Origin of the sequence: Xylophilus sp. ASV27 (assembly GCF_016428875.1) — a bacterium.
In the GTDB taxonomy this organism is placed as follows: Bacteria; Pseudomonadota; Gammaproteobacteria; order Burkholderiales; family Burkholderiaceae_C; genus Xylophilus.
The window spans coordinates 1-15732 of sequence record NZ_JAELTO010000105.1 but is presented as its reverse complement, the minus strand read 5'-3'; the positions used below and the strand labels follow the sequence as shown (position 1 = coordinate 15732).

Below are 15732 nucleotides of genomic sequence, written 5' to 3'. Positions count from 1 at the left end.
TCCCTGCCGTGGGCGGTCTGCGGCGTTGCAAATCCTCGCCATAGCTGCGGCTATGGCTGCGGTTTGCGCCTTGCATCCCATCCCACACCAGGGCGCGCGCCACCGCGCGGACTTATTCAGCGTTGCCCTAACTCTTGAGGTACATGTCCAGGCGCTGGGCGGCGTTCCTGAGATGGTCCTCTGCCGCGCGCGCGGCGGCGTCGGCGTCGCTGGCCTTGATGGCGTCGAAGATGGCCTGGTGCTCCTCCTGCACGGCCTCGATCAGGTCCATGTGTCGAGAGCGCGTGTTGGTGCGGGCCTGGCGGATTACGCGGCGCGCGCCTTGCTCCAGGTGCGAGCTCAGTGCGACGAAATGCGGGTTGTGCGTGGCCTCGACGATGGCCTGATGGAACGCGAAGTCCTGCTCGTCGCCCAGCCGGTCGTTGGCGATCTCGTACTCCATGCCGATGAGCGCGCGGCGGATCATCTTCAGGTCCTCGGGCGTGCGGCGCATCGCCGCCAGCCGCGTGGCCGCCACCTCGACGGTGACGATCAGCTCCATCACCAGCGCCAGGCTGTCACGCTCGTCGATCACCACGTCCTGCATGCGGAAGGACTGGCGCTGGTCGCGCTCCAGCACATAGGCGCCGCTGCCACGCCGGGTTTCGATGATCCCGTCCGACTTGAGCTGCGAGAGCGCCTCGCGCACCACTGAGCGGCTCACGCCGAACAGCTCGCACAGCTCGCGCTCGCTGGGCAGACGTTCACCGGGCAGCAGTTCGCCGCGCTGCACCCGCGTGTGGATGGTGGCGGCGATTTCATCGGGCAGATGCCGCCCGCCGTCGGGGCTGGCGGCAGGGCTGTCGTCGGCTGCAATGGGATTGAGTGCCATGGGGTGGTGTCTCCGCACTGGGGAAAGTTGTCAGACATGTTAAACGGTCCTACCAGTTTCCGTGGATTCACGCACGCACAAATCCGGTGCGAGCGCGCTCAAGAACAGTGGCATTGCACTAGTAGTTACCCTGATTCTGGTGGATTTTCTTTGATCTCATCCTGCCTGACCATTAGAATTTTTGGTCTGACCAAATAAAGACAATGTCAGACACCTCTGCGGGACGTGCGCCGGACAGGCCGGCGTTTGTCATGCGGGAATACGAAACATGGAGACCTGAATGTCCGTAATGTCCAGTGCAAAAAACATCGTGTTGGCTTCCCTGGTGATGGCCGGCGCCGGCGCCCAGGCGGCACCCTTGAAGATCGGCTTGGTCGAGACCCTGTCGGGCCCGCAAGCCTCCACCGGCTTGATGTTCAGGGCGGCCACCCGCTACGTGATCGATGAGATCAACGCCGCGGGCGGCTGGAACGGCGAGCCGGTGCAGCTCGTCGAGTACGACAACCAGGGCGGCCCAGCCGGCGCCTCGGACAAGGTCAAGGCGGCGCTGGCCGATGGCGTGCAGCTCATCGTGCAGGGCTCATCGTCGGCGGTGAGCGGCCAGATCACCGAGGACGTGCGCAAGTTCAACCTGCGCAACCCGGGCCAGGAGGTGGTGTTCCTCAACGTGGGCGGCGAGGCGCTGGAGCTGACGGGCGACAAGTGCCACTTCCATCACTTCCGCTTCAACCCCAATGCCCAGGTGCGCGTGAAGGCGCTGGTGTCGGCCATGAAGCAGGATGGCGTGCTGGGCACCAAGGTCTATTCCATCAATCAGAACTATTCCTGGGGTCAGGACATGGAGGCCGCCATCGTGGCCAACGCCGCGGCGGGCGGCTACCAGGTGGTCGAGAAGACGCTGCACGACACCAACAAGATCCAGGACTTCGCGCCCTACGTGAACAAGATCGCGGCCTCGAAGGCCGACACGGTGATCACCGGCAACTGGTCCAACGATCTGCTGTTGATGATGAAGGCCGCCAAGGCTGCGGGTCTGAAGGTTCGTTTTGGCACGACCTTCCTGGATCAGCCGGGCAATATCGCCAACGCCGGGGATGCGGCTCTGGGCAACTATGTGGCGCACCCGTTCAACGCCGACGCCAATGGCAAGGACAGCGAGCATTTCGCCGAGGGCTACAAGGCCAGGACCGGCCACTACCCGGTCTATGTCGAGGGGCAGACCGTATTCGGCCTGCAGATGGTTGCTTCGGTGCTCAAGGTCGCGAAGGCCGAGGACGGCAAGCTGAACGTGAATGCCTTTGCCAAGGCCCTGGAGACGGCGAGCTTCAAGACGCCGCTGGGTGAGTCGAGCATGCGCGCCGAGGATCACCAGATCCTTTTGCCCATCGTGGTGTCCAAGCTCAGCAAGGAGGCGCGGTTCAAGGCGGACGGAACCCCCATGGGCTTCCAGACGGTCAGGTTGTTCAGCGCCCAGGAGGCCGCGACGCCCGTTCAGGCGAGCTGCAAGATGCAGCGGCCGAAGTAGCGCCCTGCCTCCTTGGGGCCTGACTGGCAGCAGGCCCCTTCCCCTCATTTCGTTTCCCTTGGGGCCGCAGATGGGCTGCGGCTCCGGCCGCCGCGCGCGCTTGAAAAAAGGAATATTCCCTTGGAGAACCTGATCGTTTCGCTGCTCAACGGCGTGATCTACGGCTTGCTTCTGTTCATGGTCTCCGCCGGCCTCACGCTCATCTTCGGAATGATGGGCGTGCTGAACTTCGCCCACGCTTCGTTCTACATGCTCGGTGCGTACTTTGCCTATGCGCTGCAGGGCAGCCTGGGCTTCTGGGGCGCGCTGCTCGTGTCCCCCCTCCTGGTGGGGCTGGTGGGCATGGCGGTAGAAAAGTTTTTCCTGCGCCGCGTACACCACCACGGGCACGCGCACGAGCTGCTGCTCACGTTCGGCTTGTCTTTCATCATCGCCGAACTCATCAAGCTGTTCTTCGGCAACTTTCCGGTGGACTACCGCATTCCGGCCAGCATGGATTTTGCGCTGTTCCGGCTGGGGGCCACCAACTATCCGGCCTACCGCATCCTGATGGGCTCGGTGGCGGTGGTGATGTTCATCCTGGTCTCTTTGCTGCTGACGCGTACCCGGGTGGGCATCGTCGTGCGCTCGGCCATCTACAAGCCGCGCATGGCCGAGGCGCTGGGCCACAACGTGCCCCTGGTGTTCACGGGCGTGTTCGGCGTGGGGGCGGCGCTGGCCGGCTTGGCCGGCGCCGTGGCCGGGGCCTTCTACACGACCAATCCCAACATGGCGCTTGAGCTGGGGGTGACGGTATTCGTGGTGGTGGTCGTCGGCGGCCTGGGGTCCATGGGAGGGGCCATGCTGGCTTCACTGCTGATTGGCGTCATCACCTCGCTGTCGGTGGGCGTGGACTACAGCCTGGCCGATGTATTGGCCTGGTTCGGGGCCCGTGAATGGGCCGAGCAGGTGGGCGGACTGCTATCGCTCAAGCTGTCGAGCATCTCCGCCACGATTCCCTTCGCCTTGATGCTGCTGGTCCTCATGGTGCGCCCCTCGGGCCTCATGGGCGAGAAGAACTGAGCGCTGCCGTCAGGAGTGCAAACCATGAAATCGAAGCCTTGGATACTTGCAGCCGTCGGCGTCGGGCTGCTGGTTGCGCTGCCCGCGCTGCTGTCGCAGTCGCTCGTCAACGCCGCGATCCAGATGCTGATCGCCGCGCTGTTTGCGTGCGCGTTCAACCTGCTGTGCGGCCAGGCCGGCATGCTGTCGTTCGGACATGCGGCTTATTTCGGCGTGGGCACCTTCGCCACGGTGCACGCCATGAACGCCTTCAACGGCGCGGGCCTGCTGCCCACGCCGCTGATGCCGCTGGCCGGTGCCGTCGCGGGCCTGCTCACGGGCGTGGTCGCAGGCTGGTTCGCCACGCAGCGCACCGGCACCTACTTTGCCATGATCACACTGGCCCTGGCCGAGTTGCTGCACGCGCTGGCGCCGCACCTCAAGGGCCTGTTCGGTGGCGAGGCTGGCATTTCCGCCATGCGCATGCCGGCCTGGGGCTTGACGTTTGGCTCGTCGACCGAGGTGTACTACCTCGTGCTGGCCTGGGTGCTGTTGTCGCTGGTGCTGCTGTACCTGTTCACGCTCACCCCCGTGGGCCGGCTGACCCTGGGCCTGCGCGAGAACAGCCAGCGCCTGAAGTTCCTGGGTTATGACGTGCATCGCCTCAACGTCACCGTGTTTGCCATTTCCGCAATGTTCGCAGGCATTGCGGGCGGCCTGCAGGCGCTCAATACCGAGTCGGCCAACTATGTGCTGCTCGAAGGCCAGGTTTCGGCGGCTGTGGTGCTCAACAGCTACATCGGCGGCGTATCGGTCTTCCTCGGCCCGGCGCTGGGTGCCGCCCTGATGACTTTCTTCGGCTACGCCGTGTCGGACCTGACGCGCTCGTGGCTGCTCTACCAGGGCGTGCTGTTCGTGCTGGTGATGATGTTCATGCCCACCGGGCTGACCGGGTTCATCCGCTGGTTCGGCGCGTCGCGCCGTGCCCATGGCACCGTCGCGCTGCTGCCGACTCTGTGTGCGGGCCTGCTTGCCGGACTGCTGCTCACTGCGGGCACGGTGTTCACGGTGGAGCTGCTGCAGCGCTTCTTCTCGCAGGACTACCGCGCCATGGCGGTGCTGAATGCTGGCGCGGGTTGGGCGCCGATCCCCCTGTTCGGGTGTCACTGGCCGCCCACGGCCGTGGCCACCTGGGCCGTGCCGCTGGGCCTGTGGGCGGTGGGCGTGGCGCTGGTGCGCATCACGGCGCGCCTGTGGCATGCGCTGCAGGAGCACGCCGGCCACGTCGAGTCCCCCACCGCCCGGCAAGGGGGCGCACTGTGAGCCAGAACCCGATGCAACCCATCCTGAGCTTGAGCGGCGTGCGCAAGTCCTTTGGCGACGCCGAGATCATTCGCGGCGTGGACCTGGAACTGCGTGCCGGCGAGCGCCATGCCGTGATCGGCCCCAACGGGGCGGGCAAGTCCACGGTGTTCCACCTGATTTCGGGCCACTACGCGCCCACCGGCGGGCGCATCCAATTCGACGGTCACGACATCCAGGGTGCGAGCCCGCAGCACATCAACCGCCTGGGGCTGGCGCGCTCGTTTCAGATCACCAATCTCTTTCCCAGGCTGTCGGTGTACGAGAACCTGCGCATCGCCGTGATGCGCCGCCACGGCGTGCAGCACACGCTGTGGCGCTTCGTGAGCGGCTACGCCACGGTGCGCGCGGAAACCGAGCAGTTGATGGAGCGGGTGCGCCTGCAGGCGCGGCGCGATTGCAGCGCGGGCGAGTTGTCGTACTCGGAGCAGCGCTCGATGGAGGTCGGCATGGCGCTGGCTTCGGACCCCAAGGTCATCCTGCTCGACGAGCCCATGGCCGGCATGTCGCACGAGGAGACCGACTATGCGGTCGAACTCATCAAGACGGTAACCCAGGGCCGCTCGCTGCTCATCGTGGAGCACGACATGGACGTGGTGTTCTCCCTGTGCGACCGCATCAGCGTGCTGGTGTACGGCCAAGTCATCGCCACCGGTACGCCCGAGGAGATCCGCAACAACCAAAAGGTCAAGGAAGCCTATCTGGGCGAGGAGGCCGCAGCATGAATGGTTCCACGCAAGCCCTGCTGGCGCTCCACGGCGTGCATGCCCACTACGGCAAGAGCCACATCCTGCACGGGGTGGACTTCCACGTAGCGCCCGGCGAGGTGGTGAGCCTGCTGGGACGCAACGGCTCGGGGCGCTCCACCACCATGAAAACCATCATGGGCCTAGTGCCCGCCACCGGCGGCGAGATCCTGCTGCAGGGCCGGCGCATCAGCGGCGCGCGCTCGTTCGAGATCTGCCGCGCCGGCGTAGCTTTTGTGCCCGAGGAGCGCGAGGTGTTCGCCAACCTCACGGTGGACGAGAACCTGCGCATGGGCGAGCAGGCCCCGCGCGCCGGGCGCGTGCAGTGGTCGGTGGAGCAGATGTTCGACTACTTCCCCCGACTCAAGGAGCGGCGCAACACCAGGGCCGGCAGCTTGTCGGGTGGCGAGCAGCAGATGTTGACCATGTGCCGCTCGCTGCTGGGCAACCCGGTGGTGATGCTGATCGACGAGCCCACGGAAGGCCTGGCGCCGAAGATCGTGCAGGTCGTCGGCGAAGCCATACGCGACATCCACCGCAGGGGCGTGTCGGTCGTGCTGGTGGAGCAGAAGCTGGCCATCGCGCTCAAGGTGTCAAGCCGCGTATGCGTCATGGGCCATGGCCGCATCGTCTTCGAAGGTGCCCCGCACGAGCTCACATCCAACTCCCGACTCATGAAAGATTGGCTCGCCGTATGACGACCTCCCCCATTCCCCAAGGCTACCCAGAGGCCCAGCCGTTCACCCCGGCCCACTACCCCGGCCTGTCCGGCAAGGTGGTGCTCAACACCGGCGCGGGCAGCGGCATCGGCCGCGCCATGGCCCACGCCTTCGCCCGCCACGGCGCCAGACTGATGCTGCTGGACATCGACGCCGCCGCGCTGGAGCAGACCCGTGCGCAACTGCGCGAGGCTTTCCCCTTCGTGGATGTGCACATCGTGCAGGCATCCATCGCGGACGACGTGGCGGTGGAGCAGGCCTGCGCCGCCACCGAGGCGCGCCTGGGCCGCATCGACGTCCTGCTGAACAACGCCGGCATCTCGATGAACAAGCCGTCGCTTGAGCTCAAGCCCGCCGAATGGCGCCGCGCCATCGACATCGACCTCTCCGGTGTCTTCTATTGCGCCCAGGCCGCCGGCAAGCGCATGGCTCGGCAGGGCGGCGGAGTGATTCTGAGCACCGCCTCGATCTGGGGGCTGTCCAGCTCGGCCCACCGCCTGGCGTACTGCGCGGCCAAGGCCGGCGTGGTGTCGCTCACCAAGTGCCTGGCGGCGGAATGGGCGCAGCACCGCATCCGCGTCAATGCCATCTGCCCGGGCTACACGCACACCGCCCTGATGGAGGACCTGATGGGGCGCGGCGTCATCAACGGCGCCGAGCTGTGCGGCAAGACCCCCATGAACCGCCTGGGCCGCCCCGAGGAAATGGCCGAGGCCGCGCTCTACCTGGCATCCGACGCCTCCGCCTTCATCACCGGCCATGCCCTGGTGTCGGACGGCGGCTGGCTGGCCCATGGCTATTGAAATCAGTGCTCTGAAAAGAAGAGCTGAAAGCGAACGCCATACATGGGCTGCAAGCCCTTTTGACTTGAATCTTCCACACCGTTCATAGAACCCGACAGGAACACCCTATGCCATTGCGCACCCCCCTGGCCCCGGCGAGCGACTGGGTCCAGCTCTCTACCACCGATGCGGACTGGGCACAGGCCGACCCGGCACTGCTGGGCTCGCTGCTGGCCCACATGCAGATCATTCGCGGATTCGAGGAATGCGTACTGGAGCTGGCGGGCGTTGGTCTAGTGCACGGCCCGGCGCATTCCAGCATTGGCCAGGAAGGCGGCGCCGCCGGCTCCATCGTCGGACTGACCAGGGCCGACCAGATCAACGGCTCGCACCGCGGGCACCACCAGTTCCTCTCGAAGGCGCTGGGCTACATCGCCCCGCAGGGAATCGACCCCAGGGCGTCGCTGGACGGCGCGGTGCAGCACCTGCTGCAGCGCACGCTGGCCGAAATCCTGGGGCTGGACCAGGGCTTCTGCCATGGCCGGGGCGGCTCCATGCATCTGCAGTGGGTCGAAGCGGGCGCCCTGGGCACCAACGCCATCGTGGGCGGCGGCGTGCCGCTGGCCGCCGGCGCGGCCTGGGCGCACAAGCACGCGGGCACCGATGCCGTGGCCGTGACCTACTTCGGTGATGGCGCGGTCAACATCGGCTCGGTGCTGGAGTCGATGAACCTGGCGGCCGCCTGGAAGCTGCCGCTGTGCTTCTTCATCGAGAACAACCGCTACGCCGTCTCCACCACGGTCGAAGAGTCCACGGCCGAGACCCGCCTGTCGGCGCGCGGCCTGGCCTTCAACATCCCGAGCTGGAAGGTGGACGGCATGGACCCGCTGGCCGTACACCTGGCCATGCAGGAAGCCCTGGCCTGGATGCGCGCGGGCAGGGGCCCGGCCGTGATCGAGGCCGACGTGTACCGCTTCTTCCACCAGAACGGCCCCTTCCCCGGCAGCGCCTTCGGCTACCGCTCCAAGGCCGAGGAGCAGGAGTGGCGCACGCGCGATCCGCTGGCGCTGCTGGCCGGCAGGATGCAGGCGCGCGGCCTGCTCACCGCCGAAGACGCCGAGGCGCTGCGCCAGCGCGTCAAGGACACCATGGCCCAGGCCTGCGCGCAATTGCTGGAGGCCGACCCCTCGGGCAAGCCCGGCAAGCGCCGCATTCGCCCGGAACTCTGGCCCAGCCCCGACTTCCGCGACGTCGGCGTACGCGGAGACCTGAGCGAGCTGCAGTGCCTGCGCGCCGAGGAGGCCGCCACGTTCACCGGCAGGATCGAGCCGCGCAAGTTCGTCGACGTGGTGGCCGACGTGATGGCCCGCCGCATGGAGACCGATGCCGGCGTCGTCGTGATGGGCGAGGACGTGCACCGCCTCAAGGGCGGCACCAATGGCGCCACGCGCGGCCTGCGCGAGCGCTTCCCCGCGCGCGTGCTGGGCACGCCCATCAGCGAGAACGCCTTCGTGGGGCTGGGCGGCGGCATGGCGATGGACGGGCGCTTCAAGCCCGTGGTGGAGTTCATGTACCCCGATTTCATGTGGGTGGCGGCGGACCAGGTGTTCAACCAGATCGGCAAGGCGCGCCATATGTTCGGCGGCGGCTTCGAGGTGCCGCTGGTGCTGCGCACCAAGGTGGCCATGGGCACGGGCTATGGCTCGCAGCACTCCATGGATCCGGCGGGCATCTTTGTCACCAGCCCCGGCTGGCGCATCGTGGCCGCCTCCACGCCGTTCGACTACGTGGGCCTGATGAACGCCGCACTGGCCTGCAAGGACCCAGTGCTGGTGATCGAGCATGTGGACCTCTACAACAGCACCGGTCCTGCGCCGGTAGACGACCTGGACTACATCATCCCCGTGGGCAAGGCGGCGGTGCGCCGCAGCGGCCAGGCCCTGACGGTGCTGACCTACCTGTCGATGGTCCAGCACACGCTGGAGGCGGTGGAGCAGACCGGCATCGATGCCGAGGTGGTGGACCTGCGCTGGCTCGACCGCGCCAGCCTGGACTGGGGCACCATCGAAGCCAGCATCCAGAAGACCAACAACGTGCTCATCGTGGAGCAGGGCGCGCGCGGCACCTCGTACGGCGGCTGGCTGGCCGATGAGATCCAGCGTCGCTGCTTCGACTGGCTTGACCAGCCGGTGCAGCGCGTGACCGGCGCCGAAGCATCGCCCAGCATCTCCAGGGTGCTGGAGCGCGCCGCCGCCGCGCGCACCGAAGAAGTGGTGCAAGGCCTGCAGCAAGTGATGCGCGACCAAGGCCGTGCCTGAGAGCAAGGAGACATGCCATGTCGATGACGATGATTTCCCCCCTCGAAGTGGGCCTGGGCGTGCGCGATCTGCCGCGCATGCGCCACTTCTACGAAAACGCGCTGTGCTGCCAGTTCGTGAGCGAAGTGGCGGTGCCCGCCGACAAGGCGCGCCAGGCGGCGCTGTCCGATGGCGGCTACATCGTGGTGCGCCTGCAGACAAGCCATGGCGAGCGCATCAAGCTGCTGGCGCCGGTCAACCCGCCGGTCGCCGCCCCGCGCAGCGGCCTCATTCTGGACCAGCCCAACGCCTGCTACCTGACGTTCATCGTCGATGACATCGACGCCGCCGCGTCGCGCCTGCGGGCGCACGGCGCGGAGCTCCTCACCGGTACCGCGCGCGTGGAAGTGCGCCCCGGCACCTTCCTGTCGTTCTGCCGCGACCCCGAAGGCAACGTGCTGGAGCTGGTGCAGTACGACGACATCCACGGCTATCGGGCCGACCTGAAAAGCGGGAGCGTGTGATATGGCCACTTTGCTGCGTATGCCTGAAGTGGCAGCCAACGCTACCCACGCCACTTTGGCCGCCTGGTCGAAAAAAAAGGGTGAGCCGATTGCCACGGGCGACTGCCTCGCCGAAGTGGAAACCGACAAGGCCATCGTCGAAATCAGCGCCAACGGCGCTGGCGTGATGGGGCAATGGCTGGTGCCAGCGGGCCAGGAGGTGGAAGTCGGCGCACCCATTGCCGTGCTACTGGCCGAAGGCGAGGCCGCTGGCGACGTTCAGGCCCTGCTGAAAGCCGCCGGCGCCACACCCGCGGCCACTGCGGTGGCGGCCCCCATGCAGCCTGAGGCCCTCTGCGCTGCCCCGGCAGCGGCGCAGGACGGCGGCGCGCGCCTGCGCGCCAGCCCGCTGGCGCGCCGCCTGGCCGCCCAGCACGGCATGGACCTCGCGCGCCTGCAGGGCAGCGGCCCCCATGGCCGGATCGTGAAGATCGACATCGAACGCGCCCTGAGCGCGCCGCCTGCGGCGGCGCAAGGGGCCCCGGTGGCTGCGGCCCCGGCGCCCGCGCCGGCAGGCGCCAGCGCGTTCACCGAAGTGCCGCATTCCCACATGCGCCGCACCATCGCCCGGCGCCTGACGGAGAGCAAGTCCACCATCCCGCACTTCTACCTCACGGCGGAGTGCCGCATGGAGCGCCTGCTGGCGCTGCGCGCCGAAATCAACGCAGCCGCCAGCCGCAAGATATCGGTCAACGACTTCATCGTGCGCGCCGTGGCCGTGGCCCTGCGCGAGGTGCCGCAGGCCAATGTGGGATGGACCGAAACCGCCATGCGCCAGTACCCGCAGGCCGACGTGGCCGTGGCCGTGTCCACCGACTCCGGGCTGATCACGCCAATCGTGCGCGCGGCCGACCGCAAGCCGCTGTCGCAGATCAGCGCCGAGATCGCCGACCTCGCCGCACGCGCCCGCGCCGGCCAACTGCGCCCGGACGAATACCAGGGCGGCTCGTTCAGCGTGAGCAACCTGGGCATGTTCGGGGTGTGCGAGTTCTCGGCCATCATCAACCCGCCGCAGGCCGCCATCCTGGCCGTGGGCGCGTCGCAGCAAAAGCCGGTGGTCGAGAACGGTGAGCTGAGGGTGGGCACGGCAATGTCCTGCACGCTCTCGGTGGACCACCGCGCCATCGACGGCGCCCTGGCCGCGCAGTGGCTGGCCGCATTCCAGCGCGCCATCGAGGCGCCGCTGTCCATGCTGATCTGAGGGCGCGCGATGTCTGAAAAAACCTTCGATCTGCTGGTCATCGGCGGCGGGCCGGGCGGCTATGTGGCCGCCATCCGCGCCGCGCAGTTGGGCATGAAGACCGCGCTGGTGGAAAAAGCCCAGCTCGGCGGCATCTGCCTGAACTGGGGCTGCCTGCCCACCAAGGCGCTGCTGCGCTCGGCCGACGTGCTGCGCCTGGTGCGCGGCGCGGCCCAGTTCGGCGTCAAGGTGCAGCCGCCCGAGGCCGATTTGCCTGCCATGGTGGCGCGTTCACGCGCCGTGGCGGCGCAGCTTCATAAGGGTGTCACCGGCCTGCTGAAGAAGAACGGCGTGCATGTGTTCACCGGACACGCACGCCTGCAGGGCGGCGGCGCGGTGGCCGTCACGGGAGAGGGCGGCAGCTCCCAGGTGCTGCGTGCCGCGCACACCGTGCTGGCAACGGGCGCGCGGGCGCGCCCGTTGCCGCAACTGCCGGTCGATGGCCAGAGCGTGTGGAGCTACCGCGAGGCGCTCACCCCGCCCTCGCTGCCCAGACGCCTGCTGATCGTGGGCGCCGGGGCCATCGGCATCGAATTCGCCAGCTTCTACCGCGCCGTGGGGGCTGAGGTCACCGTGGTGGAGATGGCGTCGCGCGTGCTGCCGCTGGAAGACGAGGACATCTCCGCCCAGGTGGCCGCCAGCCTGCAGAAGGATGGCATCCGGGTGCACACCCAGGTGGCGCTGGAGCGGGCCACGCGCGTGGACGGTGTCTGGCAGCTCACGCTGCGCCCGCAGGGCGCCGGAAGCGCGCCGCAGGTGCAGGCCGACGTGGTGCTGGTGGCCGCCGGCATCGTCGGCAACGTGGAAGACCTGGGGCTGGAGAAGACCCGCGTGCAGGTGGACATGACCCACATCGTCACCGATGCGCGGTGCCGCACGGCCGAGCCCGGCGTCTACGCCATCGGCGACGTGGCTGGGCCGCCCTGGCTGGCGCACAAGGCCAGCCATGAGGGGGTGCTGTGCGTGGAGCACATCGCGGGCCTGAAGCCGCATGCGCTGGACCCGCGCCGCGTGCCCGCCTGCACCTACAGCCACCCGCAGGTGGCCAGCGTGGGCTGGACCGAGGCGCAGGCCAGGGCGGCCGGGCGCACCGTGAAGGTGGGCAAGTTCCCCTTCCTGGCCAATGGCAAGGCCATTGCCATGGGCGCCACGGCGGGTTTCGCCAAGGTGGTGTTCGACGCCGCCAGCGGCGAACTGCTGGGCGCGCACATGGTGGGCGAGGAGGTGACCGAGATGATCCAGGGCTTTGCCGTGGCGCAGAGCCTGGAGACCACCGAGGCCGAGCTGATGGCCACCATCATGCCGCACCCCACCATGTCCGAAGCCATGCACGAAGCCGTGCTCGCGGCCCATGGCCGGGCGCTGCACATCTGATACGGAGACTTTTCACCATGTACGACTTTCAGGACAAGACGCTGCTGCTGACCGGTGCCAACGGTGGCATCGGCCGCAGCGTGGCGGCGCTTTTCTACGCCCACGGCGCCAACCTGGTGCTCACCGATCTGGACCATGCGAGCCTGGAGTCCTTCGCCCACGGGCTGGGCGCGGACGTGGCCCGGCGCGTGGCCGTGCTGCGCATGGATGCCGCCAGCCCTGAAGACGCCCAGGCCGCCGTGGACACGGCGCAGGCGCGCTTTGGCGGCATCGACCACCTCGTGCCCTCGGCCGGCCTGTACCTGGCGCAGCCGGTGCAAGAGATGACCGACGCGCAGTGGCGCCAGACGCTGGCGATCAACCTCGACGGCGTGTTCTACCTGACGCGCCGCGCCATTGCGCACCTGCGCGACGGCAGCGCCATCGTCAACCTGACCTCGATGGCCGGCCACCGCGGCGCGTTCTACAACGCGCACTACAGCGCCTCCAAGGGCGGGCTGATGAGCCTGACCCGCTCCCTGGCGCGCGAGCTGGGCCCGAAGACGCGGGTCAACGCGGTGTCGCCCGGCGTCATCGCCACGCCCATGACCGGCGAACTCATTGCCCGGCGCGGCCAGGAGTCGGTGGAGCAGACGCCGCTCAGGCGCCTGGGCCAGCCCGGTGAGATCGCCAGCGTGATCGGCTTCCTGTGCAGCAGCGCGGCCAGCTTCATCACGGGCGAGGTCATCCACGTCAACGGCGGCCTTTACATTGCAGGTTAGTCAACGGAGCGAATGACATGCTGAACTTGCAAGATTCTTCCTTGCTGCGCGAGCAGTGCCTGATCGACGGCCAGTGGGTGGGAGCCCAGCAGACCATTGCCGTCACCAACCCTGCAACGGGCGCGCAGATCGCCACCGTGCCGCGCCTGGGTGCCGCGCGGGCGCGCCAGGCCATCGAGGCGGCCCACCGCGCCTGGCCCGCCTGGCGCGCGCGCACGGCCAAGGAGCGCGCCGCGCTGCTGCGCCGCTGGTACGAGCTGATCCTGGCGAACCAGGAAGACCTGGCCCGCATCATGACCACGGAGCAGGGCAAGCCCCTGGCCGAGGCGCGCGGAGAGATCGCCTACGCCGCCTCGTTCGTTGAGTGGTTCTCCGAAGAGGGCAAACGCATCTATGGCGACACAATTCCCTCGCCCATGGGCAGCCAGCGCATCGTCGTCACCAAGGAGCCGATCGGCGTGTGCGCCGCCATCACGCCGTGGAACTTTCCGGCCGCGATGATCACGCGCAAGGCCGCCCCGGCACTGGCGGCGGGCTGCACCATGGTGGTCAAGCCGGCCTCGCAGACGCCGCTCACCGCACTGGCGCTGGCAGTGCTGGCCGAGCGCGCGGGCATTCCGGCCGGCGTGCTGTCGGTAGTGACCGGCGCGGCGGGCGAGATCGGCACCGAGTTGGCGACCCATCCGTTGGTGCGCAAGCTCACCTTCACCGGCTCGACCGAGGTCGGCCGCACGCTCATGCAGCAAAGCGCCGCCACCATCAAGAAGGTGTCGATGGAACTGGGCGGCAACGCGCCCTTCATCGTGTTCGAGGATGCGGACCTGGACGCTGCCGTGGAGGGCGCCCTGGTCTCCAAGTACCGCAACGCGGGCCAGACCTGCGTATGCGCCAACCGCCTGTACGTGCACGCCAAGGTATACGAGGCCTTTGCGCAAAAGCTGGTGGCCGCCGTGCAGGCCATGCCCGTGGGCGACGGCCTGCAGGAGGGCACGCGCATCGGCCCGCTGATCGACGGCAAGGCCGTGGCCAAGGTGGAAGAGCACATCGCCGAGGCCCTGGCCAAGGGCGCTCGCGTGCTCACCGGCGGCCGGCGCCACGCGCTGGGGCACTCGTTCTTCGAGCCCACGGTACTGGCCGACGTGACGCAGGCCATGGCCGTGGCCAGGGAAGAAACCTTCGGCCCGCTGGCCCCGCTGTTCCGCTTCGAGACCGAAGACGAGGTGGTGGCGATGGCCAACGACACCGAGTTCGGCCTGGCCAGCTACTTCTATGCGCGTGATCTGGGCCGCGTCTGGCGCGTGGCCGAGCGGCTGGAGTACGGCATGGTGGGCGTGAACACCGGGCTCATCTCCAACGAGGTGGCGCCGTTCGGCGGCGTCAAGCAGTCGGGCGTGGGGCGCGAGGGCTCGCACTACGGCATTGAGGACTACCTGGTCATCAAGTACATCAACATGGCGGGGATCTGAGATTGAGGATCGACGGCGCTACCCGGGTCGTGGGCATCGTGGCCGACCCCATCGCCCACGTGCGCACCCCCCAGTTGTTCAACGCGGCGGCCGCCCGGCAGGGGCTGAACGCCGTGTGCGTGCCGCTGCACGCGGCGCCTGCGCAACTGCCGCAGCTACTGGCGGGGCTGGCCGGCTGCCAGAACCTTGCCGGGCTGGTCGTCACCATGCCGCACAAGGAGGCGGTGGTCGCCCTGTGCGGTGAGCTGACCCCGGCGGCGCGCCTGGTGGGCGCCGCCAACACCTTGCGCTGGGATGCGGCGCAGGGCCACTGGGTGGGCGGCAACCTCGACGGCGAGGGCTTCGTTGCCGGGCTGAAGGAGTGCGGCCACCTGCTGGCAGGGCGTCGCGTGCTGTTGCTGGGCGCGGGTGGCGCGGGCAAGGCCATTGCCTATGCGGTGGGGCGCGAGCAGCCGGCCGCGCTGGTGCTGAGCAACCGCTCCATGGCGCGGGCCGAAGAGGCGGTGCAGCGCCTGGCCCCGGCACTGCCGGGCGTGGACCTGCGCACCGGCGCGGCCGACGCCACGCGCTTTGACGTGGTGATCAACGCCACCGCACTCGGCCTGCACGAGGGCGACCCGGCACCGCTGCCGGTCGACACCCTGCAGCCCGGCTCGCTGGTGTGCGAGGCCGTGATGCGCGACACCGCCCTGCTCGCCGCCGCCCGCGAGCGCGGCGCGACGGCCCACCCGGGGCACCGCATGCTGTATGGGCAGATCGTGGAGATCGCCCGGTTCATCGGCCTGGACATTGCGCCGGGCAAGGTGCCGCGGCTGTTCGGCTGACTTGGGGTTTTGAATGGAAAAAAGATGGCGCTTCTAAGAGCGGCTAACAAAACAAAGGGAGGTTGCGAGCACAGATGACACAACAAGCCAGGGAAAGCAGCGCGACATGAATGTCGATGCGGCGCTCGAAGCGGGTTCGCAGCTTGCCAAACGCGGCCAGC

14 protein-coding genes and 1 pseudogene are annotated in these 15732 nt (G+C 68.1%); 13 read left to right on the top strand and 2 right to left on the bottom strand.

Annotated elements, in window-relative coordinates; genetic code table 11:
- Positions 1-127: 127 nt before the first annotated feature.
- On the bottom strand, positions 128-871 hold the full coding sequence (locus JHD63_RS18285) for a FadR/GntR family transcriptional regulator (RefSeq protein ID WP_198972239.1): 744 nt from the start codon (positions 869-871) through the stop codon (positions 128-130).
- A gap of 289 nt (positions 872-1160) precedes the next feature.
- On the opposite strand from JHD63_RS18285, the gene JHD63_RS18280 reads away from it, so the two are divergent.
- From JHD63_RS18280 to JHD63_RS18220, 13 genes are all read left to right on the top strand, one after another.
- Entirely contained in the window at positions 1161-2396 is a 1236-nt protein-coding gene (locus JHD63_RS18280) for a branched-chain amino acid ABC transporter substrate-binding protein (RefSeq protein WP_233168384.1), read from the top strand.
- 120 nt (positions 2397-2516) lie between these two features.
- Positions 2517-3458 (top strand): branched-chain amino acid ABC transporter permease, encoded by a 942-nt coding sequence (locus JHD63_RS18275; protein ID WP_198972237.1) that lies wholly within the window; start codon positions 2517-2519, stop codon positions 3456-3458.
- 24 nt (positions 3459-3482) lie between these two features.
- Positions 3483-4760: a branched-chain amino acid ABC transporter permease gene (locus tag JHD63_RS18270; RefSeq protein ID WP_198972236.1), complete on the top strand. Its 1278-nt coding sequence runs from the start codon at positions 3483-3485 to the stop codon at positions 4758-4760.
- Between the two features lie 11 nt (positions 4761-4771).
- Complete coding sequence (locus JHD63_RS18265) at positions 4772-5524, top strand: ABC transporter ATP-binding protein (protein ID WP_198972235.1); 753 nt, start codon at positions 4772-4774, stop codon at positions 5522-5524.
- Complete coding sequence (locus tag JHD63_RS18260) at positions 5521-6243, top strand: ABC transporter ATP-binding protein (RefSeq protein ID WP_198972234.1); 723 nt, start codon at positions 5521-5523, stop codon at positions 6241-6243. The genes JHD63_RS18265 and JHD63_RS18260 overlap by 4 nt, the downstream gene beginning before the upstream one ends.
- Positions 6240-7067 (top strand): SDR family NAD(P)-dependent oxidoreductase, encoded by an 828-nt coding sequence (locus JHD63_RS18255; RefSeq protein ID WP_198972233.1) that lies wholly within the window; start codon positions 6240-6242, stop codon positions 7065-7067. Before JHD63_RS18260 ends, JHD63_RS18255 begins: the two co-directional genes overlap by 4 nt.
- Before the next feature lie 107 nt (positions 7068-7174).
- Positions 7175-9364: an alpha-ketoacid dehydrogenase subunit alpha/beta gene (locus tag JHD63_RS18250; protein ID WP_198972232.1), complete on the top strand. Its 2190-nt coding sequence runs from the start codon at positions 7175-7177 to the stop codon at positions 9362-9364.
- A gap of 17 nt (positions 9365-9381) precedes the next feature.
- Positions 9382-9867 (top strand): VOC family protein, encoded by a 486-nt coding sequence (locus tag JHD63_RS18245; RefSeq protein ID WP_198972231.1) that lies wholly within the window; start codon positions 9382-9384, stop codon positions 9865-9867.
- A 1-nt stretch (position 9868) separates the two neighbouring features.
- Positions 9869-11107, top strand: coding sequence for a pyruvate dehydrogenase complex dihydrolipoamide acetyltransferase (locus JHD63_RS18240; protein WP_198972230.1), 1239 nt, complete (start codon positions 9869-9871; stop codon positions 11105-11107).
- Between the two features lie 9 nt (positions 11108-11116).
- Entirely contained in the window at positions 11117-12520 is a 1404-nt protein-coding gene (lpdA, locus tag JHD63_RS18235; protein ID WP_198972229.1) for a dihydrolipoyl dehydrogenase, read from the top strand.
- Positions 12521-12537: 17 nt separating this feature from the next.
- Positions 12538-13281, top strand: a complete 744-nt coding sequence (locus tag JHD63_RS18230; protein ID WP_198972228.1) for an SDR family NAD(P)-dependent oxidoreductase — start codon at positions 12538-12540, stop codon at positions 13279-13281.
- A gap of 17 nt (positions 13282-13298) precedes the next feature.
- Positions 13299-14747 carry an NADP-dependent succinate-semialdehyde dehydrogenase gene (gene gabD / locus JHD63_RS18225; protein WP_198972227.1) on the top strand — a complete coding sequence of 483 codons (1449 nt, stop codon included), beginning with the start codon at positions 13299-13301 and terminating at the stop codon, positions 14745-14747.
- 2 nt (positions 14748-14749) lie between these two features.
- Entirely contained in the window at positions 14750-15571 is an 822-nt protein-coding gene (locus tag JHD63_RS18220; protein WP_198972226.1) for a shikimate dehydrogenase family protein, read from the top strand.
- A gap of 43 nt (positions 15572-15614) precedes the next feature.
- Here JHD63_RS18220 and JHD63_RS18215 read toward each other — a convergent pair.
- A pseudogene (locus JHD63_RS18215) lies at positions 15615-15732 on the bottom strand (IS5/IS1182 family transposase); the annotation flags it as partial.